The following is a 20,795-nucleotide window of genomic DNA, read 5'->3' on the forward strand; positions in this document are numbered from 1 at the left end:
GGTGATGATGCGCTTTTTTCTCGGCCGTGTGCTTCGCCTGCGCGCGATGGTCCGCCTGCGCGCTGGGCTCATGCTGCTGGCCTGCGTTCTCGCCTCGCTCGCCGCCACCCAGCCGGCCCGCGCGCAGTTTCTCGCCGGCCAGCTGGAAAACCTGCTTTCCACCGAAGATCGACAGGTCAAGATCGAGGGTCTGTCCGGCGCGCTGAGCGGCAATGTCCGCATCGAAACCGTGACGGTGGCCGACCGGGACGGCGTCTGGCTCACGGCGCGCGACCTCGCGCTCGACTGGTCGCCGCTGGCGCTGATCCGCAAGAACGTCCAGATCCAGAATCTCTCGGCCGCCTCGATCACGCTGGCCCGTCTGCCCCGCGCCTCGACGCAGACCGAGGACACGTCGTCGGGCGGCTTTTCGCTGCCCGACATCACGGCGGATGTGAAGCGCATCGCCATCAACGAATTCATTCTGGATCAGGCCGTCGCCGGCGTCGCCGCGCGCCTGTCGGCCGAAGGTGCATTGACGCTCGCCGCAGACCCGACCCAGCTCGACGCGCAACTCGCGATCCGCCGGCTGGATCAGGGCGGCGAGATCAATCTTAAGCTCGGCTTCCAGCCGAACGCCAACCGGCTGGAATTGAATGTCGCGGCCAGCGAACCGGCGGGCGGCCTCGTCGCCAATCTCCTGAAACTGCCGGGCGCGCCGCCCGTCAACCTGACGATCCAGGGCTCCGGCCCCTTCGACAATTTCAGCGCCAGCGGCGCGCTGGACCTGGGCTCGGAGCGTGCCGCGACGCTGAATGCGGCGACGCAGAATTCGGCAGAGGGACGGCGCGTCATGGCTGAACTGACCGCGCTGACCCAGCCCTTCGTGCCCGAAGCCTATCTCGGCTCGGTCGGCGAAAACCTCTCGCTGAACGCCAATGTGTTTCTGCGCAGCGACGGCGTGATCCGCATCGACAGCGGCCGGCTGCAATCGGGCCCGCTCGATCTCACCGCCGCCGGCACGCTCGACCGCAGCGGCTCGACCAACGATCTGACGGTCGCGCTGCGCACCGGCTCGGGCGACCCGATCCCGCTGGCCTTCGGGTCGCAGGGCTCGCGCACGGCGCTCGAAATCACCTCGCTCGACGCCAAGCTGACGGGCGCTTTCGCCTCGGCCGGACTGGACGTGGCGGCCAAGGCCCGCACCGCCGGCTTCGAAGGCTATGTCCTCAACGAAGTGGAAGCGACGGCACGCTCGCCCGGCTTCGATCTCAACAATCTCGTCGGCCCCGTCGCACTGAACGCCAAGGCGCGCAACGCGACCGTGTCGGGCACAAGCACCTCGCAGGTCGCCCTCACCGCCTCGCGCGTTCTGGAGGGGCCGATCGCGCTCGACGCCGATGGCGCGTTGACAAGCGACGGTCTCACCTTCAACCGCGCCACGCTGACGACAGGCGCGGCCGATCTGACGCTGAGCGGGCAAGCCGCGCTCAACTTCTCGACCTTCCTGCTCAACATCCAGTCGAGCTTCCAAACGGTGGCGCTGTCGCCCGAGGCCGTGCCCTATGTCGGGCAGCGCGTGGCGATCAACGGCCAGGCCCGGCGCGCGGCCGATGGCAGCCTCGGCGTCAGCGATCTCGTGGTGGATGGCGACGCGCTGGAGATTTCTGGTTCCGCCAGCCTGACGGGCGAGACCCTCGCCGCCGCCATCACCGGCCGGCTGGATCAAACCGCGATCGCCAATTCCGCCCTCAAGGGCAAGGCGAACTTTACCCTGAACGCCGCAGGCACGCTCAGCGCGCCTCAGGTGAACCTGACGGCCAGCGCGCAGGAGCTGGAGGTCGCCGGCCGCCGGCTGGAAACGTTGGACGCGCGCATCGCCGGCACCTTCGCGCCCGATGCGCCCAACGGCACGATTGCGGTCAACGGCACCTATAATGGCGCGCCGCTGGCGCTGACGGCCGATCTCGCCAGCGAAGGCGACGTGCGCTCGTTGCGCAATCTCCTCTTGCGTCAGGGCCGCAACTCCGTGTCCGGCACGCTGGCTCTCGACAGCGGGAACCGCCCGTCGGGCAATCTCGCGCTCGACATCCCGGACGCATCCACGCTTCTGGCGCTGGCTGGGCAGTCCGGCTCGGGCGATCTCAAGGGCAGTCTTGCCTTTGCCATCGGCAATGGCGGAACGCCGGTGGCGGATGTGGACCTCACATCCGGCGGCGTGACGCTCGGCCAGAACCAGCTGCGCAACGCGCGGATCGACCTGCGCGTCCAGAACTTCGTGCAAGCCCCGCTCGCCTCTGGCACGGTGCGCGCGGAGCGTCTGGAGGCCGGCGGGCAGCGCATCCAGCGCCTCGATGCGGCGCTCGAAACAATCAACAACGCCACGGCCATTAACGCCAGCGCCGCGCTCAACGACGTGCCGACACGGCTGTCGGGCGATGTCGCCTTCACCGATGCCGGCACCGTGGTGCAGCTGCGCACGCTGACAGCCGATATTCCGAACGCGCGCCTGTCGCTGGCCGAGCCCGCCACTGTCACGCTTGGCTCGGTTCGCACCACGCTGGGCACGCTGCGCTTCGATGTCGGCTCCGGTTCGCTCACGGCGTCGGGTTCGCTGGCCGATCGCCTGGACCTGAATCTCGCCCTGGAGCGTCTGCCGCTGGCCGTCGCCAATCCCTTCGTGCAAGGGCTCGACGCCTCGGGCACGCTGACCGGCACGGTTCGCGCCGGAGGTCTCGCCTCCGCGCCCGATCTCGACTTCGACCTCAGCGCCACTGACGTGCGCACCAGCCAGACCCGCGCCGCCAAGCTCGACGGTGTCGATGCGGCGCTCACCGGCCAGTATCGCGACGGAACCGCGACGCTGCGAACGGCCCGCGTCGATCTCGGGCAGGGCTCGATCGCCGCCACCGGCACGGTCGGCCAATCACTGGCACTCGATCTGAACCTGACCGACATTCCCGTCGCGCTCGCCAATGGCTTCGTGTCGGGGCTGGATGCCGAAGGCTTGTTGAACGGCACGGCGAAGGCGACGGGCTCCCTGCAGAACCCGGCCGTGACCTTCGACATCGCGGGTTCGGGCATCAGCGCGGCCGAGGTGCGACGTGCGGGCGTCCAGCCGCTCTCGCTGGATGTGTCCGGCACCTATCGCGCCGCGACCGTGCGGCTGGACACGGCTCGTGTCGACGTCGGCACGGGTCGGCTGGAAGCCACGGGCAGCGTCGGGCGCGACCTGAACCTGCAGATGCAGATCGTCGATCTGCCGGCCGCGCTCGCAAACGGCGTGCGTCCCGGTCTCGGCGCCTCGGGCACACTCAACGGCTCGGCGACGGCAACCGGCTCGATCAGCAATCCCAACGCGCAGTTCGCGCTGACGGGGCGCGACCTGACCACCGCGCCGCTGCGCCAGTCCGGCCTTCGCCCGGTCGCGCTCGATGTCGCCGGCACTTATGCGGACGGCACGGCGCGCTTCGAGCGGGCGCGGGTGAATGTCGGGGATGGTTCGCTCGACCTCTCCGGCACACTGGGCCGCCAGCTTGACCTCTCGGTGACGCTGGACCGCCTGCCGCTCGCGCTGGCCAATGCCGTGCGCGAGGACCTTGGCGCGCGCGGCACGCTGTCGGGCACCGCGCGGGCCACCGGCTCGCTCTCCGCCCCCTCGGCCGAGTTCGACCTTCGCGCCGAGAATGTCTCGGTGGCGCAGACGCGCCAGGCCGGCGCGCCGGAGATCGACGCCGTCGCGGCCGGGACCTTCGCCAATGGCAGCGCCACGCTGCGCACCGCCCGAATCGATCTGGGCTCTGGCTCGTTGACCGCGACCGGCACGGTCGGCGAACGGCTCGATCTCGACGTCGCCCTGAACAACATCCCCGCATCGATCGCGGCGGCCGCCGCCCCGGACCTCGCCCCTCAGGGCACGCTGAACGGGCGCGTTCGCGCCGGCGGCACGATCGCCGCGCCCGATGTGCAGTACGATCTCTCGCTGGCTGGCTTCTCGGTGCAGCCGACGCGCGATGCCGGCGTCGGCGCGCTCGCCATCGCCGCCAATGGCCGGTTCGCCGACAATCAGGTGACCCTCAATTCCACACTCTCGGGCTCCGGTCTCCAGTTCGCGGCCAATGGCTCGGTGAATGTCGCGGGCACGCCGAGCTTCGACCTACGCCTCGACGGCACCGCGCCGCTCTCGCTCGCCAACCGGATTCTCGCCGAGAACGGCCGCTCGGTGAACGGCACGGCGCGCATCAACGCAAGCGTCACCGGCACCGCCGCCAATCCGAACGTGGTCGGCACGGTCTCGACGGCGGGGGCGAGCTTCGTGGATACGGGCGCCAATCTGGCCGTCAACAATATCAACGCCACGGTGGCGCTGAACGGGCAGACGGCGACGCTCCAGGGCGTGACTGCCCAGCTCGGCGGCGGCGGTACGGTGTCGGTTTCCGGCACGATCGGGCTCGGCTCCGGCTTCCCGGCCGATCTCGCAATCCGCGTGCAGGACGGGCGCTATAGCGACGGCGAACTCGTCACCATCCGCCTCAATGCGGGGCTGACCCTCACCGGCCCCTTGACCGGCGCGGCGGTTCTGGCGGGCACGATCAACGCCTCCGAAATCGCGATCCTCGTGCCGGACAATCTGCCGACCTCGATCTCGCGCATCGATCTGGAGCGGCGCAATACACCGCCGGCCGTGCTCAAGCAGCTGCGCGAGATCAACCCCAATAGCGGATCAAGCGGCACGTCGGGTTCGGGCGGCATCAGCCTGAACATCACGCTCAACGCGCCCAACCGCGTTTATGTCCGCGGTCGCGGTCTCGATCTGGAACTCGGCGGGACGATCCGCATCACCGGACCGGTCTCCAATCTCGGCATCGACGGCGGCTTCGACCTTCGGCGCGGACGCTTCCAGCTTCTATCGCGGCGGCTCAACTTCGAGCGCGCCACGCTGACCTTCGATGGCAATCTCGTGCCGACGCTGGATCTCCTGGCATCCTCCGACACGGGCGAGGCGACGGTCTATGTCGCCATCACCGGGCCGGCGGCGAGCCCGAGCTTCTCCTTCACCTCCTCCCCTGCCCTGCCGCAGGACGAGGTTTTGGCGCGGCTCATCTTCGGTCAGGGCACCTCGGACCTGTCCCCGGTGCAGATCGCGCAGCTCGCCAGCGCGGCGGCGCAGCTGGCCGGCGTCGGCGGCTCGACAGGGCTTCTCGACAATCTGCGCTCGCAACTGGGCGTCGACGATCTCGACATCCGCACCACGGCCGATGGGCAGGCGGCGGTGGGCGTCGGCCGCTATCTCAACGAGAACACCTATGTCGGCGTCGATTCGACCGGGCGTGTCTCGATCGATCTCGACCTTGGCGCCAACGTGAAGGCTCGTGGCGCGGTGACGGCCAATGGCGGCGGCGAAGTCGGCATTTTCTACGAAAAGGAATATTGATCGGGCGTTGCAACATTTAGCGCGGCCGATCATTTTATGGCTAAACACGGACGGTCGGCCCATGGAGCCGGCCGCCCGCTCACAAGAGGAGCGAAGGCCATGAGCACGGAATCCCTGAAATACGCCAAGTTCGACCATGACGACGGCAAGAGCTACGCCTCCCCCATGGACGTGATCCATGACGACGGCCTGCCCCATGGCCAGAAGAAATCGATCCTCGAAGAATGGAAGCGCCGGGTCGCCGCGCACAACCGTGCCGACGGCATCCAGACGATGGATCACGAGTTGGATCGCGCCATCGAGCGTTTGGCAGGCCTGGGCACGTAAGCCCGGTCTCCGCTTTCACGCCAAAGTCTGATCGCATCGGACAAGCCGCCCCCCGGGCGGCTTTTTTCGTTTGCGCTTCGTCCACCATGCCGCCTGGACGCTCGATTTTGATGTAAATTCGAAAGACTCAGATGTTAGACATGCATCTAACGCATGGATGCCCTGGGACTTGACCCGGATGGAGCGGGCCGGTTTGCTTCGCATCCGTTTGGTCTATCTCCCGACAGACCTTGAGACCTGCCGGCCTCGTTCGCGAAGTCGGCCCAGCGACGGATCGATCAGCGTGACCAGCCAGCCCAATGCCGACATCACTCTCGACCAGCTTCAGGCGCGGGGCGCGCAAGCCCTGAAAACCGGCATCCGGGCGCTCTTTGCCGCCGATCCCGATCGTTTCGCCCATCTCTCCTTCCGACACGACGATCTTCTGCTCGACCTGTCGAAATGCGCCCTTTCGCAGGACGATCTTTCCGCGCTTCTGGCCTATGCCGGGACGGTCGGTGTCGAGGCGCGGCGCGATGCCATGTTCGATGGCGCGCGCATCAACACGACCGAGAACCGCTCGGTGCTGCATGTCGCGCTGCGTGCCCATGCCGAAGACGGGTTCAAGGCCGATGGCGAGCCGGTGGGCGAGGCCGTCGAAAGCGTGCTCCAGGCCATGTCGCGCTTTGCGAGCGGCATCCGCGACGGATCGATCGCCGGCGCGACGGGTGCGCGGATCACCGATATCGTCAATATCGGCATTGGCGGCTCCGATCTCGGCCCGGTCATGGCGGCGATCGCGCTGAGCCCCTATCACGATGGGCCGCGCACGCATTTCGTGTCCAATATCGACGGCGCGCATATGGCGGACACGCTGAAGCTCGTCGATCCCGCGACGACGCTCTTCATCGTGGCGTCCAAGACCTTTACCACGATCGAGACCATGACCAACGCGCAGACGGCGCGGCGCTTCATCGCGGGGGCGCTGGGCGAGGCGGCGGTCGGCGCGCATTTCTGCGCCGTCTCGACCGCGCTCGATAAGGTCTCGGCCTTCGGCATCGGCGAAGACCGCACCTTCGGCTTTTGGGATTGGGTGGGCGGTCGGTATTCCGTCTGGTCCGCGATCGGCCTCCCCTTGATGATCGCCATCGGCCCGCAGAATTTCCGCGCCTTTCTCGACGGCGCGCGCGATCTCGACCGGCATTTCAAGTCGGCCCCGGCGCGCGAAAACCTGCCGATCCTGCTCGGCCTGGCCGGCTGGTGGCACCGTGTGGCGCAGAACCACCCGTCCCGCGCCATCATCCCCTACGACCAGCGCCTCGCCCGCCTGCCCGCCTATCTCCAGCAGCTGGACATGGAATCCAACGGCAAGCATGTCGGTCTCGACGGCTTGAAGACGCCGACGGCGACCGGCCCCGTCGTCTGGGGCGAGCCCGGCACCAACGGCCAGCACGCCTTCTTCCAGCTGCTGCACCAAGGCACGGACATCGTGCCGGTCGAATTCATCGTCGGCGCCAATCCGCATGAGAGCGACCCCGAGCTGCGCATCCATCAGGATCTGCTTCTCGCCAATTGCCTCGCTCAGTCGGAAGCCCTGATGAAGGGCCGCACGCTGGAGGAAGCGCGCGAGCAGTTGCTGAAAGCGGGCCGTTCACCGGAAGAGGCCGAGCAGATCGCGCCGCATCGCGAGTTCTCGGGCGACCGCCCGTCCATCACCCTTCTCTACGACAAGCTGACGCCTTTCGCCTTCGGCCGCCTCGTGGCGCTCTACGAGCACCGGGTCTTCGTCGAGGCGCAGCTTTTCGGGATCAACGCTTTCGACCAATGGGGCGTGGAACTCGGCAAGGAACTGGCCACCGGCCTCCTTCCGGTGATCCAGGGCACCCAGTCCCCTCAATCGCGCGATTCCTCCACCGCCGGCCTCGTGGCCGCGATCGCCGAACTCCGGAGCTGAACTGATGACGTCTGCCAGCAGCCTCGCCCGCTCCACCACCGTGGAGAAACCCGAGCCCCGCCTCAACGACGCGGACACGATCGCCACCGAGATCGTGGAGAAGCTCACCTACTCGATCGGCAAGACCGTGAAGGCCGCGCGCATTCACGACTGGCTGGAAGCCACGACCCTCGTCGTGCGCGACCGCATCATCGACAATTGGTTCGAATCGACCATCAAGACCTACGAGCGGCAGGACAAGCGCGTCTGCTATCTTTCGATGGAATTTCTGATCGGCCGCCTCCTGCGCGATGCGATCAGCAATCTCGGCCTGACCGAGACCGTGCGCGAGGCGCTGGCTCGCTATGATGTCGATCTCAACCTCGTGGAGCTTCTGGAGCCGGATGCGGCGCTCGGCAATGGCGGTCTCGGCCGCCTCGCCGCCTGCTTCATGGAATCCATGGCCACGACCGGCGTTCCGGGCTTTGGCTACGGCATCCGCTATGTCCACGGTTTCTTCCGCCAGGAAGTGGTGGATGGCGCGCAGGTCGAGCTGCCCGAAACCTGGCTGAAGCACGGCAACCCTTGGGAGTTCGAGCGCCGCGAAAGCTCCTACGAGATCGGCTTCGGCGGCAAGGTCTCGGCCATCGAGGAAAACGGCAAGCTGCGCTCCGTCTGGCGCCCGGGCGAGCGCGTGCTCGCCGTCGCCTACGACACGCCGGTCGTCGGCTGGCGCGGCCAGCACGTCAACACGCTGCGTCTGTGGAGCGCGCAGTCGCTCGATCCGATCCTGCTCGACGCCTTCAACGCGGGCGACCATATCGGCGCGCTTCTGGAATCCAACAAGGCTGAGGCGATCACCCGCGTCCTCTATCCCGCCGACTCGCATCAGGCCGGCCAGGAACTGCGCCTGCGGCAGGAGTATTTCTTCTCCTCCGCCTCGCTGCAGGACATCATCCGCCGCCATCTGGCGCAGCATGACGACCTGACGAATCTGGCCGACAAGGTCGCGATCCAGCTGAACGACACGCATCCGGCCGTCTCGGTCGCCGAGCTGATGCGTCTTCTCGTGGACGTGCACGGGATGGAATGGGACGCCGCCTGGAAGGTCACGCGCGACACATTCTCCTACACCAACCATACGCTTCTGCCGGAAGCTCTCGAAACCTGGCCGATCCATCTGTTCGAGCGCCTGCTCCCGCGCCAGATGCAGATCATCTACCAGATCAACGCCGAGGTTCTGCGCGAGGCGACCGCTAGCAAGCAGCTCGACGACGGCACCATCTCGGCGATCTCCCTGATCGACGAGAACAACGGTCGGCGTGTGCGCATGGGCCAGCTCGCCTTCGTGGGCAGCCATGCCGTCAACGGCGTGTCGGCGCTGCACACCGAGCTGATGAAGGAAACCGTGTTCCACGACCTGCACAAGGTCTTCCCGACGCGCATCGAGAACAAGACCAACGGTGTGACGCCGCGCCGCTGGCTGTTCCAGGCCAATCCCGGCCTGACCCAGCTGATCGAAGAGGCGATCGGCCCCGGCTTCAAGGACGACATCACCCAGCTCGCCAAGCTCGACCCCCATGCCGAGGACGCGGGCTTCCGTGAGAAGTTCGTCGCCATCAAGCGGCAGAACAAGCAGCGCCTCGCTCATCTCGTGGAAGAGCGCCTCGCGATCCATCTCGATCCGAACGCGATCTTCGACATTCAGGTCAAGCGCATCCACGAGTACAAGCGCCAGCTCCTGAACATTCTGGAGACGGTCGCCCTCTATGAGCAGATCCGCTCCCTGCCCCATCTCGACTGGACGCCGCGGGTCAAGGTCTTCGCCGGCAAGGCGGCTCCCTCCTATGTCCAGGCGAAGGAGATTATCCATCTCGCCGGCGACGTGGCGCGGGTCATCAACTCCGACCCGACGGTGCGCGGCCTCCTCAAGGTCGTGTTCATCCCGAACTACAATGTGAGCCTCGCCGAGATCATCATGCCGGCCGCCGATGTGTCGGAGCAGATCTCGACCGCCGGCCTTGAAGCTTCCGGCACGGGCAACATGAAGTTCGCCCTCAACGGTGCGCTGACGATCGGCACGCTCGACGGCGCCAATGTCGAGATGCTGGAGCACCTGGGCGAAGAGAACATCTTCATCTTCGGCCTGAAGGCCGACGAGGTCGCGCGCAAGCGCGCCGAGGGCCATCGCGGACAGGGTGTCATCGATCAGCAGCCCATGCTGCGCTCGGCGATCGACTCGATCTCGGCGGGCGTCTTCAGCCAGGACGATCCGAACCGTTACGCCAATCTCATGAACTCGATCCGCGACCGCGACTGGTGGATGATCGCCGCCGACTTCCGCGCCTATTGGGACACGCAGCGCCAGCTCGACGTTCTCTGGAAAGACCGCGCGAAGTGGGATGCGATTGCAGTGCGCAACACGGCCCGGATGAGCTGGTTCTCCTCCGACCGCTCGATCGACGAATACGCGCACGACATCTGGCACGCCGGCCCCAAGGGCCGGTAATTCCCCCTTGGCCCAAAATTCTTTCGCCGCGACTAGTTCGCGGCGAAAAAACGTGTGGGCATGGCCTTCCCCTCGCTGGAAGGTCTACCCGCTCACGCTATCTTGACGAGATAGAAACGCATCAAGACACTAGGGGGGATCGCGGGCCAAGCCGGTCGAGCAGCGATCTCTGGGGGGAGAAACGGGATGGCCGATAGCCGGCGACTGGCACCGATTGCGCGCGACACCATGGCTTATGTTCTAGCCGGTGGTCGCGGTTCGCGTCTGATGGAACTGACCGACGACCGGGCCAAGCCCGCCGTCTATTTCGGCGGCAAGTCGCGCATCATCGACTTCGCCCTGTCGAACGCGGTCAATTCGGGCATCCGCCGAATCGGCGTCGCGACGCAGTACAAAGCCCATTCGCTGATCCGCCACCTGCATCGGGGCTGGAACTTCCTGCGCCCCGGCCGCAACGAGAGCTTCGACGTTCTTCCCGCCTCGCAGCGCGTATCGGAAGACCAATGGTATGCCGGCACGGCCGATGCCGTGTATCAGAACATCGACATCATCGAGGCCTACGCCCCCAAATACATCATCATTCTGGCGGGCGACCACATCTACAAGATGGACTACGAGATCATGCTCCAGCAGCATGTGGACACGGGGGCCGACGTGACCGTCGGCTGTCTCGAAGTCCCGCGCATGGAAGCGGTCGGTTTCGGCGTCATGCATGTGGACGAGAAGGGCCAGATCACCGACTTCATCGAGAAGCCCGCCGATCCGCCGTCGATCCCCGGCCGGCCGGACACGGCGCTGGCCTCCATGGGCATCTATGTCTTCAACACGGCCTTCCTCGCCGACCAGCTGCGCCGTGACGCGGCCGATCCGAAGTCGAGCCGCGACTTCGGCAAGGACATCATTCCCCATATCGTCAAACACGGCACGGCCTGGGCGCATTCGTTCAACACGTCCGTCGTGCGCTCGGCCGCCGAATACGGCGCTTACTGGCGCGACGTCGGCACGGTGGACGCTTATTGGCAGGCCAATATCGACCTGACCGATGTCGTGCCGCAGCTCGACATCTACGACCGCGACTGGCCGATCTGGACCTATGCCGACGTGACGCCGCCCGCCAAGTTCGTGCATGACGAGGACGGACGTCGGGGCATGGCGATCTCCTCGCTCGTTTCGGGCGACTGCATCATCTCCGGCGGCACGCTGCATCGCTCGCTTCTGTTCACGGGCGTTCGTCAGAACTCCTATTCCAAGCTGGACGAAGCGGTGATCCTGCCGGGCTGCCATATCGGGCGCGGGGCGCGCATCACCCGCGCCGTGGTGGATCGCGGCGTCCACATCCCGGATGGTCTCGTGATCGGCGAGGACCCGGAACTCGACGCCCAGCGCTTCCGACGCACGTCGAGCGGCGTCTGCCTCGTCACCAAGCCGATGATCGACCGGCTCAACTACAGATGACATCGGTCCTTTCCGTTGCATCGGAAGTCTTCCCGCTGGTGAAGACGGGCGGCCTCGCGGACGTGACGGGCGCTTTGCCTCTCGCGCTCGAGCCGCTCGGTGTCTCGGTGCGCACGCTGATGCCCGCCTATCCCAGCGTGATGGCGGAACTCGGCGACGCCGAGCCCGTCGCCGCGCTCCCCGATCTGTTCGGCGGCCCTGCGCGCATCCTGTCGGTGCGCCACGCCGGGCTCGATCTGTTGCTGCTGGACGCGCCTCATCTTTTCGATCGGCCGGGCGGCCCCTATGTCGGGCCGAACGGATACGACCATCCCGACAACTGGGCGCGCTTTGCCGCGCTCGGCAAGGCCGCGGCCGAGATCGGCCTTGGGCTGATCGAGGGCTACAGGCCCGACATCGTTCATGCTCATGACTGGCAGGCAGCGCTCGCGCCCGTCTATCTCGACGCGGCCGGCGGCGAGCGACCGCGCAGCATCATCACCATCCACAATCTCGCCTTTCAGGGCGCCTTTCCGCAGACGATCTTTCCCGAACTCGGCCTGCCGGAGAACTTCTGGGGCATCGACGGGGTGGAGTATTATGGCTCGGTCGGCTTCCTCAAAGGCGGCCTGCGCGCGGCGGATCGGATCACCACGGTCAGCCCCAACTATGCCGGCGAAATCCTTCAACCCGCCGGTGGCATGGGCCTCGACGGGTTGCTGCGTGGCCGGGCCGACCGGCTGGTCGGCATCGTCAACGGCATCGACACATCCGTTTGGGACCCCGCCATCGATCCGCATATCGCGGCGAGTTTCACGCGCGACGATCTGTTCCGCCGCAGCCTGAACAAGCGGGCGCTGGAGGCGGAGTTCTCGCTGGAGGAAGACGAGTCGCCGCTTCTGGCCGTCGTCAGCCGCCTGACCTGGCAAAAGGGCCTCGACATCCTAGCCGACTGCGTGGACGACGTGGTGGCCGCCGGCTGCCGGCTTGTCGTCGTCGGCTCGGGCGACCGGCTTCTGGAGGGCGCTTTCCTGTCCGGCGCGGCGCGCCATTCCGGGCGCGTGGGTGTGCGCATCGGCTATGACGAGCTTCTGTCGCACCGGGTGCAGGCGGGCGCCGACGCCCTGCTCGTGCCCTCGCGCTTCGAGCCCTGCGGCCTGACGCAGCTCTACGCGCTTCGCTATGGCTGCCTGCCTGTGGTCAGCCGCGTCGGCGGATTGGCCGACACGGTGATCGACGCGAATTTCGCAGCCCTTGCCGCGAGCGCCGCCACCGGCATCGTCTTTGCGCCCGTGACGCGCGAGGCGCTTCTCGACGGACTGACCCGCCTCACCCGCCTTTATGCCGACGCGCCGACCTGGCGCGACATTCAGCGCTCCGCCATGTCGAGCGACGTGTCCTGGACCGCCAGCGCGCGCCGTTACGCCGACCTCTACTCGAGCCTTTCCGAGGAAAGCACCCGATGATCCGCACCGTCGCGACGACGCCCTTTTCCGACCAGAAGCCCGGCACATCGGGCCTGCGCAAGAAGGTTCCGCATTTCAGCCAGCACAACTATGCCGAGAACTTCCTTCAGGCGATCTTCGACGCCACGGAGCGCCAGGCCGGCTCGTCGCTGGTGATCGGTGGCGACGGCCGCTTCCTCAACGCCGAGGTCATCCGCAAGGCGATCCGCATGGCCGCCGCCAACGGCGTCGCCAAGGTCATCGTCGGCCAGAACGGCCTTCTCTCGACGCCGGCCGCCTCCAACCTCATCCGCCAGCGCAAGGCGGCGGGCGGCATCATTCTCTCGGCCTCGCACAATCCCGGCGGGCCGGACGGGGATTTCGGCATCAAGTACAACATCTCGAACGGCGGCCCGGCTCCCGAAGGCGTGACCGACGCGATCTACAAGCGCACGCGCGAGATCAGCGAATACAAGATCGTGGAGGAGGACGCGCCGGACCTCTCGGTCATCGGCACCTCGCGCCTCGGCGAGACGGAAGTCGAGATCGTTGATCCCGTGGCCGACTATGCCACGCTGATGGAAGACCTGTTCGACTTCGCGGCGATCCGCGAGGCGATCCAGGGCGGTCTGACGCTGCGCTTCGACGCGATGCACGCCGTCACCGGCCCCTATGCCAAGGAAATCCTGGAGAAGCGTCTGGGCGCGCCTGACGGCACCGTTCTGAACGGCGTGCCCTCGGAGGATTTCGGCGGCGGCCATCCCGATCCCAACGTCGTCTGGGCCGCGCCGCTGGTCGATCTTCTGCTCGGCCCCACCGCGCCCGATTTCGGCGCGGCGTCGGATGGCGACGGCGACCGCAACATGATCCTCGGGCGCGGCATCGTGGTGACGCCCTCCGATTCGCTTGCGGTTCTGGCCGCCAATGCGCATCTGGCGCCGGGCTACAAGCGCGGCATCGCCGGCATCGCCCGCTCCATGCCGACCAGCGGCGCGGCGGATCGCGTGGCGCAGAAGCGGGGCATTGGCATCTACGAGACGCCGACCGGCTGGAAATTCTTCGGCAATCTTCTGGACGCCGGCAAGGTGACGATCTGCGGCGAGGAAAGCGCGGGCACGGGCTCGGACCATGTGCGCGAGAAGGATGGTCTCTGGGCCGTTCTGCTCTGGCTGAACATCCTCGCCGTGCGCAAGGAGTCGGTCGCCGAGATCGTGAAGTCGCACTGGGCCGAGTTCGGGCGCAACTACTACCAGCGCCACGACTATGAGGAAGTGGACAAGGCGGCGGCCGAAGGACTGATGGAAAGCCTGCGCGATCGTCTGGCCTCCATGGCGGGCCAGCGCTTCGGCACGCTCGTGGTCTCGGAAGCCGACGACTTTTCCTACAAGGACCCGATCGACGGTTCGGTCTCGACCAGCCAGGGCGTGCGCATCGTCTTCTCCGGCGGCTCGCGCATCGTCTTCCGCCTGTCGGGCACGGGCACGGTCGGCGCGACGCTGCGCGTCTATATCGAGCGCTTCGAGCCGGACCCGGCCAAGCACGATCTCTCGATCGAAGAGGCGCTGGGCGAACTCGTGCGCACAGCCGACGCGATCGGCGAGATCACCAAGCGCACGGGCCGCGCGGAGCCCGACGTTCGCACGTGAGCGCTCTGGACCGATCGCCCGTCGCCGCGCGGCTGCGGGCGATCCGCCCCCTTCATTGGGGTCTGACCTTCGGGGTCGTGGCGCTCGCGGCCGCGACCCTCCTTCTGATGGGCCGCGTGCCGATCTGCGAATGCGGATATGTCAAACTCTGGCACGGCGCGGTGCAGAGTTCGGAGAATTCGCAGCATATCGCCGACTGGTACTCCCCCTCCCATCTCATCCACGGCTTCCTCTTCTATGGGGCGCTCTGGCTCGTGGCTCGCAGCCGGCCGATGGGGCTGCGGCTGGTGCTGGCAACGCTCATCGAAGCCGCCTGGGAGATCGTCGAGAACAGCGATGCGGTGATCCGCCATTATCGCGAGACGACCATCTCGCTCGATTATTTCGGCGACAGCGTTCTCAATTCCGTCTCCGATATCGGCTTCATGATCCTGGGCTTTCTTCTGGCCGCGCGCTTGCCCGTCTGGCTCACTCTCGTGATCGCGCTCGGCTTCGAGATTCTCACCGGCTGGCTGATCCGCGATAACCTCACCTTGAACGTCCTCATGCTTCTTTATCCGCTGGACGCCGTGAAGGCGTGGCAGGGCGGCGCCTGATCGGCGCTCCGGGATCGGGAGACGACGGGCTTGTTCAGCATCACCAGGGAGCGCGGCGCGCCCATCCGGCTCGGCGCCAGCGTCGAGGCGGACGGCGTGCACTTCGCCGTCTTTTCCGCCCATGCGGATCGGATCGAGCTATGCCTGTTCGACCCGGGCGGCATCCAGGAAAGCCAGCGACTTCCCTTGCCCGGCCGCACGGAAGGCAGCGTGCATTTCGGCTTCGTGCCGGGCCTTGCCCCCGGCGCGCTCTACGGCCTGCGCGCGCACGGGCCGTTCGCCCCTCACGAAGGCCATCGCTTCGACGCCTCGAAGCTCTTGGTCGACCCCTATGCAACGCGGCTCGACCGTCCCTTCCTCTACCATCCCTGGCTCGCCGCACCGCCCGAACGCCGGATCGATACCGCCCCACTCGTGCCTCGCGCACTGGTGGAGGATCTCAGCCGCGACGCACGCCCCCTCCCCTTCGCCAAGCCGGGCTTCACCTATGAACTGCCCGTGCGCGCCTTTTCGCAGATGCGCCCCGATCTGCCCCAGCGCCTTCGTGGCACGCTGGCGGCGCTGGCCGAGCCCGCCTCGCTCGACCATCTGACGCGGCTTGGCGTCGAGACGGTGGAACTCATGCCGCTGGCCGCCGCAATCGACGAGCGGCACCTGTCGGCACTCGGCCTCACCAATGCCTGGGGCTACAACCCCATTCCCCACGGCGCGCCCGATCCGCGCCTTGTGCCCGGCGGCTGGCCGGAGGTGCGCCGCGTGGTGGACGCGCTTCACGCGCGCGGCATCCGCGTTCTCCTGGACGTGGTGCTGAACCATTCGGGCGAAAGCGACCGCTATGGTCCGACGCTGTCCTATCGCGGGCTGGACAACAAGACCTACTATGCCGCCTCGCCGGATGATCCGGACGCTCTGGTGAACGACACCGGCACCGGCAACACGTTCGCGCTCTGGCGCGAGCCGGTCGCCAGAATGGCGCTGGACGCGCTCAAGAACTGGGTGGAAATCGGCGGCATAGACGGGTTTCGCTATGATCTCGGCACCGTCCTCGGCCGCACGCCGGACGGCTTCCGCCCCGACGCTCCGCTTCTACAGATGATCGCCGCAGACTTGAGCCTGAAGGATCGCGTTCACGTCGCCGAGCCCTGGGACATCGGCCCCGGCGGCTATCAGGTCGGCGCCTTTCCCAAGCCCTTTCTGGAATGGCAGGACCGGTTCCGGGACGATATCCGGCGCTTCTGGCGGGGCGATGCCGGCACGGTCTCGGCGCTGGCGACGCGCCTGTCGGGCTCGCCCGATCTGTTCGACCCGAAAACGCGCGTGCCGTCCGACGGCGTCAATTTCATCGATGCCCATGACGGGTTCACGCTGCGCGATCTCGTCAGCTACGAGACCAAGCACAATGGCGCCAATGGCGAAGGCAATCGCGATGGCCATGGCGACAATCATTCCTGGAACAATGGCGCGGAAGGGCTGACGCGCGATCCCGGCATTCTGGAGCGCCGCCGACGCGATGTGCGCGCGCTTCTGGCGACGCTGTTCGTCGCGCGCGGCAATCCGATGATCGTGGCGGGCGACGAGCTGGGCCGCACGCAAGGGGGCAACAACAATGCCTATGCCCAGGACAACGAGACCTTCTGGATCGACTGGCCGGCTGCCGACGACGAGCTGATCGCCTTCACCGCGCGGCTCCAGCGCCTGCGCCGTGCCCTGCCCCCCCTTTCGCTCGACCGCTTTCTGACGGGCGAGACGGTCGAGGGCGAGACGGACGTCGTCTGGCTGGGTGCCGATGGCGGCGAGATGCGGCCGGAAGACTGGGCGGACGGGAACCGCGCGTTGCTCGGCCTGCGGCTGGCGGGCGGGAGCGAGGCGGCGCTCGTTTATTTCAATCGCGGCTGGCAGCCCCTCGACATCCGTGTGCCCGAGCCGGCATCCGGACGTAGCGTCTGGCTGGAGCTTCTGTCGGACCGCCCCGAGGCCGAGCCACGCCCGTTCGACCTCAGTCAGGTTTTGACGCTTGGCGCGCGCTCCGTCGCGATCCTGCGCGAGGGATAAGTCGGCGCGGCCACGACCTCGACGAACGACACGGCAAGGGGAAGCAGGGGATAGGCGGCCGGCCCCCTTTGCACGCTCGGGCGCGAGACCTTAAATCCAGGGGGTTGCCGCATCGGATACCCCTTCATGCCCATTCAGCTTTTGCCCGAAAACCTGATCGATCAGATCGCCGCCGGCGAAGTGGTCGAGCGGCCGGCAAGCGTGGTGAAGGAACTTCTGGAAAACGCGCTCGACGCCGGCTCGCGCCGCGTCGAGATCGTCACTGCGGGTGGCGGCAAGAGCCTGCTGCGCATCAGCGACGATGGCTGCGGCATTCCCGTGAGCGAACTGCCGCTTGCCATCCGCCGCCATTGTACGTCCAAGATGGCCGGCGGGTTGGAGGCGATCGACACGCTCGGCTTTCGCGGCGAAGCCCTGCCCTCGATCGGCTCGGTGGCGCGGCTGACCCTGCGCTCACGGGCGCGCGGTGCGGACGGGGCGCATGAGATTCGGGTGGACAACGGCGTGCAGGACGGGCCTCGCCCGGCGCCGCTCTCGGCCGGCACGATGGTGGAGGTGCGCGATCTCTTCCACTGCGTGCCCGCCCGGCTGAAATTTCTGAAAAGCGATCGCGCGGAAAGCGCGGCCATCACCGAGACGGTCAAGCGCATCGCCATCGCCTTTCCCGCCGTGCGCTTCGAACTCGCCGGCGAGGACCGAACCGAGACCGTGCTGGCAGCCGGCAGCCCGGAGGCGCGCATCGCGCAGATCGTCGGCGCGGAGTTCATCGACAACGCGGTGGAGCTGGATGCCCTGCGCGAAGGGGTACGGCTCACCGGATGGGCGGGCCTGCCGACCTATCATCGCGGCAATGCGCAGCATCAATATGCCTATGTGAACGGGCGGCCGGTGCGCGACAAGATGATCCTTTCGGCCATTCGCGGGGCCTATGTCGATTTCGTACCGCGCGACCGCTATCCGGTCTGCGTGCTCTTCTTCGACGTGGACCCGCGCGATGTGGATGTGAACGTGCATCCCGCCAAGGCCGATGTGCGCTTTCGCGACCCCGCTCTGGTGCGCGGCCTCATCGTCGGCGCGATCCGGCAGGCGCTGGGTGGCATGAGTCTGCGCGCTTCGACCGAAGGAGCGGACGGGCTGATGGCGCGCTTTCGCCCCGGCGGCATGAGTGGCGGCATGGCGGAAGCGCCCTCCCGCGAATCGCACGCGGCGGATCTCCACGCGGCGAGACCGGGCGCGGCGAGCCCGCAAGCTCCTTCTACCACCCGACCCGCACCCGCCATGCCCCCCGGTATCGGCGCGCGGGCCGCCTCCGCTGTGCTCGGCCGGCGCGCGGGCGGGTTTCGCGAGCGGGGAGAGACGCCGTTCGACGCCGAGACCAGCTTCTTCCGACCGCTGGAAACGCCCCCCGGTCCGCGCGAGCCCGCACCGCGCATGAGCGGCTTCGAGCCGCAAGCCCGCCCGGTTCGCGACAACGAGCAAGCGCCCGCGCCCGCCAGCGCGGAGTTTCCGCTTGGCGCGGCGCGGGCGCAGATCGACAAGGCCTTCATCGTCGCCGAGACGAGCGACAGTCTGGTGATCGTCGATCAGCACGCCGCGCATGAGCGGCTGGTCTATGAGGCGCTGAAAGAGGCGCTTCATGCGGACGCCATCCCGGCGCAGATGCTGCTCATTCCCGATGTCGTGGACTGCTCGGAAAGCGAGGCCGAGCGGCTGACTGACGAAGCCGAGACGCTGTCGCGCTTCGGCCTTGTGATCGAACGCTTCGGCCCCGGCGCAATCATGGTGCGCGGGACGCCGTCAATTCTGGGCGAAGTGGACGCCAAGGCGCTGGTGCGCGATCTCGCGGACGAGCTGTTCGAAGGCGGGCAAGTGGGCCTCAAGGCGCGGATCGACCATGTGGCCGCGACCATGGCCTGCCATGGCTCGGTGCGCTCGGGGCGACGGCTTCAGCCGGCCGAGATGAACGCGCTGCTGCGCCAGATGGAACGGACCCCCGGCTCGGGCCAGTGCAACCATGGGCGGCCGACCTTCATCGAACTGAAGCTCGTGGATATCGAGCGCCTGTTCGGCCGGCGTTGACAAGTTCCCCCTTGGAGCCGAACAGAGACGCATGACACCGGCGCGCGGCGACCGGCCCAATACAAGAGAAAACGGATGATGAACCGGATGGATAGCGGCGGCGAGGCCAAGCTGCAGTATGGCGATGGCGATTTCGAGGTCATCCGCCCGGGCGCCTATGTGCGCTGCGCCGTGACGGGCGAGCCCATCGCGCTCGACCTCCTGCGCTACTGGAACGTGGAGCGGCAGGAGCCCTATCGCGACGCCGAAGCTTCGCTTCGGCGCGAGTTGGAACTGGCGCCCGCGCGCAAGCGCTGACGCGTCATCAAGCGCTGATGCTTCGCCAAGCGCGGGTGCTCTAACAAGCGCTGACGTCTCAGCGCGCGGAAAAGCGCGCGAACGCCTGCCGCAAGAGAGCTTCGGCGGTCTCTGCCTCGATCCACTGAACCTCGACATCGAGCACGCGAGCGAGGCGGTTGAGACCGCGCATCGGCCCATCCTGCCGTCCTTGGAAGCGCGCGCGGTCCTTGGCCGTGGTGACGAGATCGAGGCCGAGACTGTCGGCCTCGGCCAGCAGCTCGCGCGCGTCGTCCGGCTTGAACATATGATGGTCGGGAAAGCTGCGGGTCGCCACGATCTCGGCCCCGGCAGCCTTCAAGGACGCATAGAACTTTTCCGGGTCCGCGATGCCGGCAAAGGCGAGGACGCGGCGGCCGGCGAAATCGCCGGCATTGGGAGAGCCAAGCGTGGCGCGATGAACCGGCAGGCCGGCATCTCGCAATTGATGCGCCAAAGCCTCGCCCGGCGCGCCCTCTCCGATCAGAAGCGCGGCATCGGCATGGGCCAGCTGCGACCCCAGCGGCGCGCGCAAGGGGCCGGCCGGCAACACGCGCCCATTGCCGAGGCCCCGGCGCGCATCGGCCACGAGAAGCGCGACATCGACATGCAGCCGCGCGCTCTGGAACCCGTCATCCATGATGACGAGATCGCAGCCGGCTTGGCGCAGAAGCTCGACCCCCTTGGCGCGGTCGGGGGCAATGGCGGTCGGCGCGACTCCAGCCAGAAGCAGGGGCTCGTCGCCGACGAGATCCGCCCCATGCTGCGAGGGATCGACCAGAAGCGGGCTGCGCGCCGCCCCTCCATGACCTCGCGACAGGAAACCCGGACGATGGCCCATCGCGAGCGCGGCACGGCCCAGCGCCTGCGCGGTCGGCGTCTTGCCGCCGCCCCCGACCGTCCAGTTGCCGACGCAGAGCACGGGCAGCGGCACGCGCACCCGCGCGCCGCGCTCCAGATTGCGCCGTGCGACCCAGCCATAGGCGAGCGAAGGCGCGGCCAGTGCGCGGGCGGCCAAGCCCGGCTCACGCCACCAGAAGCCGGGGGCGGTACCCAGCAGCGCCATG

Annotated in this window: 12 protein-coding genes; 11 read left to right on the forward strand and 1 reads right to left on the reverse strand. The window is 67.3% G+C overall.

Translation table 11 applies throughout. The features are described 5' to 3' along the window. Window positions 1-4 precede the first annotated feature (4 nt). The 11 genes from AUL28_RS09365 to AUL28_RS09415 all read left to right on the forward strand — a co-directional run bounded on the left by AUL28_RS09365 (window position 5) and on the right by AUL28_RS09415 (window position 19,710). Window positions 5-5,413 carry a translocation/assembly module TamB domain-containing protein gene (locus tag AUL28_RS09365; protein ID WP_192843429.1) on the forward strand — a complete coding sequence of 1,803 codons (5,409 nt, stop codon included), beginning with the start codon at window positions 5-7 and terminating at the stop codon, window positions 5,411-5,413. Between the two features lie 99 nt (window positions 5,414-5,512). Then, a complete protein-coding gene (locus tag AUL28_RS09370; protein WP_058633345.1) occupies window positions 5,513-5,740 on the forward strand; it encodes a hypothetical protein in 228 nt (75 codons plus the stop codon). Between the two features lie 283 nt (window positions 5,741-6,023). Then, the gene (gene pgi / locus AUL28_RS09375) at window positions 6,024-7,673 is read left to right on the forward strand and encodes a glucose-6-phosphate isomerase (RefSeq protein WP_082640373.1); all 1,650 of its coding nucleotides are present in this window, start codon (window positions 6,024-6,026) and stop codon (window positions 7,671-7,673) included. A gap of 4 nt (window positions 7,674-7,677) precedes the next feature. Next, the gene (locus AUL28_RS09380; RefSeq protein WP_062231897.1) at window positions 7,678-10,161 is read left to right on the forward strand and encodes a glycogen/starch/alpha-glucan phosphorylase; all 2,484 of its coding nucleotides are present in this window, start codon (window positions 7,678-7,680) and stop codon (window positions 10,159-10,161) included. Window positions 10,162-10,347: 186 nt separating this feature from the next. Next, the gene (gene glgC, locus AUL28_RS09385; RefSeq protein ID WP_058601543.1) at window positions 10,348-11,616 is read left to right on the forward strand and encodes a glucose-1-phosphate adenylyltransferase; all 1,269 of its coding nucleotides are present in this window, start codon (window positions 10,348-10,350) and stop codon (window positions 11,614-11,616) included. Then, entirely contained in the window at window positions 11,613-13,061 is a 1,449-nt protein-coding gene (gene glgA, locus AUL28_RS09390) for a glycogen synthase GlgA (RefSeq protein WP_062231898.1), read from the forward strand. Before glgC ends, glgA begins: the two co-directional genes overlap by 4 nt. After that, window positions 13,058-14,686 (forward strand): alpha-D-glucose phosphate-specific phosphoglucomutase, encoded by a 1,629-nt coding sequence (locus AUL28_RS09395; RefSeq protein ID WP_062231901.1) that lies wholly within the window; start codon window positions 13,058-13,060, stop codon window positions 14,684-14,686. The genes glgA and AUL28_RS09395 overlap by 4 nt, the downstream gene beginning before the upstream one ends. A 41-nt stretch (window positions 14,687-14,727) precedes the next feature. Further along, window positions 14,728-15,282 carry a DUF2585 domain-containing protein gene (locus AUL28_RS09400; RefSeq protein WP_374701412.1) on the forward strand — a complete coding sequence of 185 codons (555 nt, stop codon included), beginning with the start codon at window positions 14,728-14,730 and terminating at the stop codon, window positions 15,280-15,282. A 30-nt stretch (window positions 15,283-15,312) separates the two neighbouring features. Then, window positions 15,313-17,334 (forward strand): glycogen debranching protein GlgX, encoded by a 2,022-nt coding sequence (gene glgX / locus AUL28_RS09405; RefSeq protein ID WP_062231903.1) that lies wholly within the window; start codon window positions 15,313-15,315, stop codon window positions 17,332-17,334. A 126-nt stretch (window positions 17,335-17,460) separates the two neighbouring features. Beyond that, window positions 17,461-19,413, forward strand: a complete 1,953-nt coding sequence (mutL, locus tag AUL28_RS09410) for a DNA mismatch repair endonuclease MutL (RefSeq protein ID WP_062231905.1) — start codon at window positions 17,461-17,463, stop codon at window positions 19,411-19,413. Between the two features lie 75 nt (window positions 19,414-19,488). After that, on the forward strand, window positions 19,489-19,710 hold the full coding sequence (locus tag AUL28_RS09415; protein WP_058601538.1) for a DUF2093 domain-containing protein: 222 nt from the start codon (window positions 19,489-19,491) through the stop codon (window positions 19,708-19,710). Between the two features lie 58 nt (window positions 19,711-19,768). Here the strand turns inward: AUL28_RS09415 and lpxK are convergent, their stop codons facing one another. Next, window positions 19,769-20,788 carry a tetraacyldisaccharide 4'-kinase gene (lpxK, locus tag AUL28_RS09420; RefSeq protein WP_374701413.1) on the reverse strand — a complete coding sequence of 340 codons (1,020 nt, stop codon included), beginning with the start codon at window positions 20,786-20,788 and terminating at the stop codon, window positions 19,769-19,771. Between the last annotated feature and the right edge of the window lie 7 nt (window positions 20,789-20,795).

It is taken from the genome of Aureimonas sp. N4 (genome assembly GCF_001463925.1).
GTDB classification, from domain to species: Bacteria; Pseudomonadota; Alphaproteobacteria; order Rhizobiales; family Rhizobiaceae; genus Aureimonas; species Aureimonas ureilytica_A.

What these genes read in the sequence shown, in the direction of transcription:
- AUL28_RS09365 (WP_192843429.1), top strand. Translation starts at nt 5, where the DNA reads ATGATGCGCTTTTTTCTCGGCCGTGTGCTTCGCCTGCGCGCGATGGTC.
- AUL28_RS09370 (WP_058633345.1), top strand. Translation starts at nt 5,513, where the DNA reads ATGAGCACGGAATCCCTGAAATACGCCAAGTTCGACCATGACGACGGC.
- AUL28_RS09380 (WP_062231897.1), top strand. Translation starts at nt 7,678, where the DNA reads ATGACGTCTGCCAGCAGCCTCGCCCGCTCCACCACCGTGGAGAAACCC.
- glgC (WP_058601543.1), top strand. Translation starts at nt 10,348, where the DNA reads ATGGCCGATAGCCGGCGACTGGCACCGATTGCGCGCGACACCATGGCT.
- glgA (WP_062231898.1), top strand. Translation starts at nt 11,613, where the DNA reads ATGACATCGGTCCTTTCCGTTGCATCGGAAGTCTTCCCGCTGGTGAAG.
- AUL28_RS09395 (WP_062231901.1), top strand. Translation starts at nt 13,058, where the DNA reads ATGATCCGCACCGTCGCGACGACGCCCTTTTCCGACCAGAAGCCCGGC.
- mutL (WP_062231905.1), top strand. Translation starts at nt 17,461, where the DNA reads ATGCCCATTCAGCTTTTGCCCGAAAACCTGATCGATCAGATCGCCGCC.
- AUL28_RS09415 (WP_058601538.1), top strand. Translation starts at nt 19,489, where the DNA reads ATGATGAACCGGATGGATAGCGGCGGCGAGGCCAAGCTGCAGTATGGC.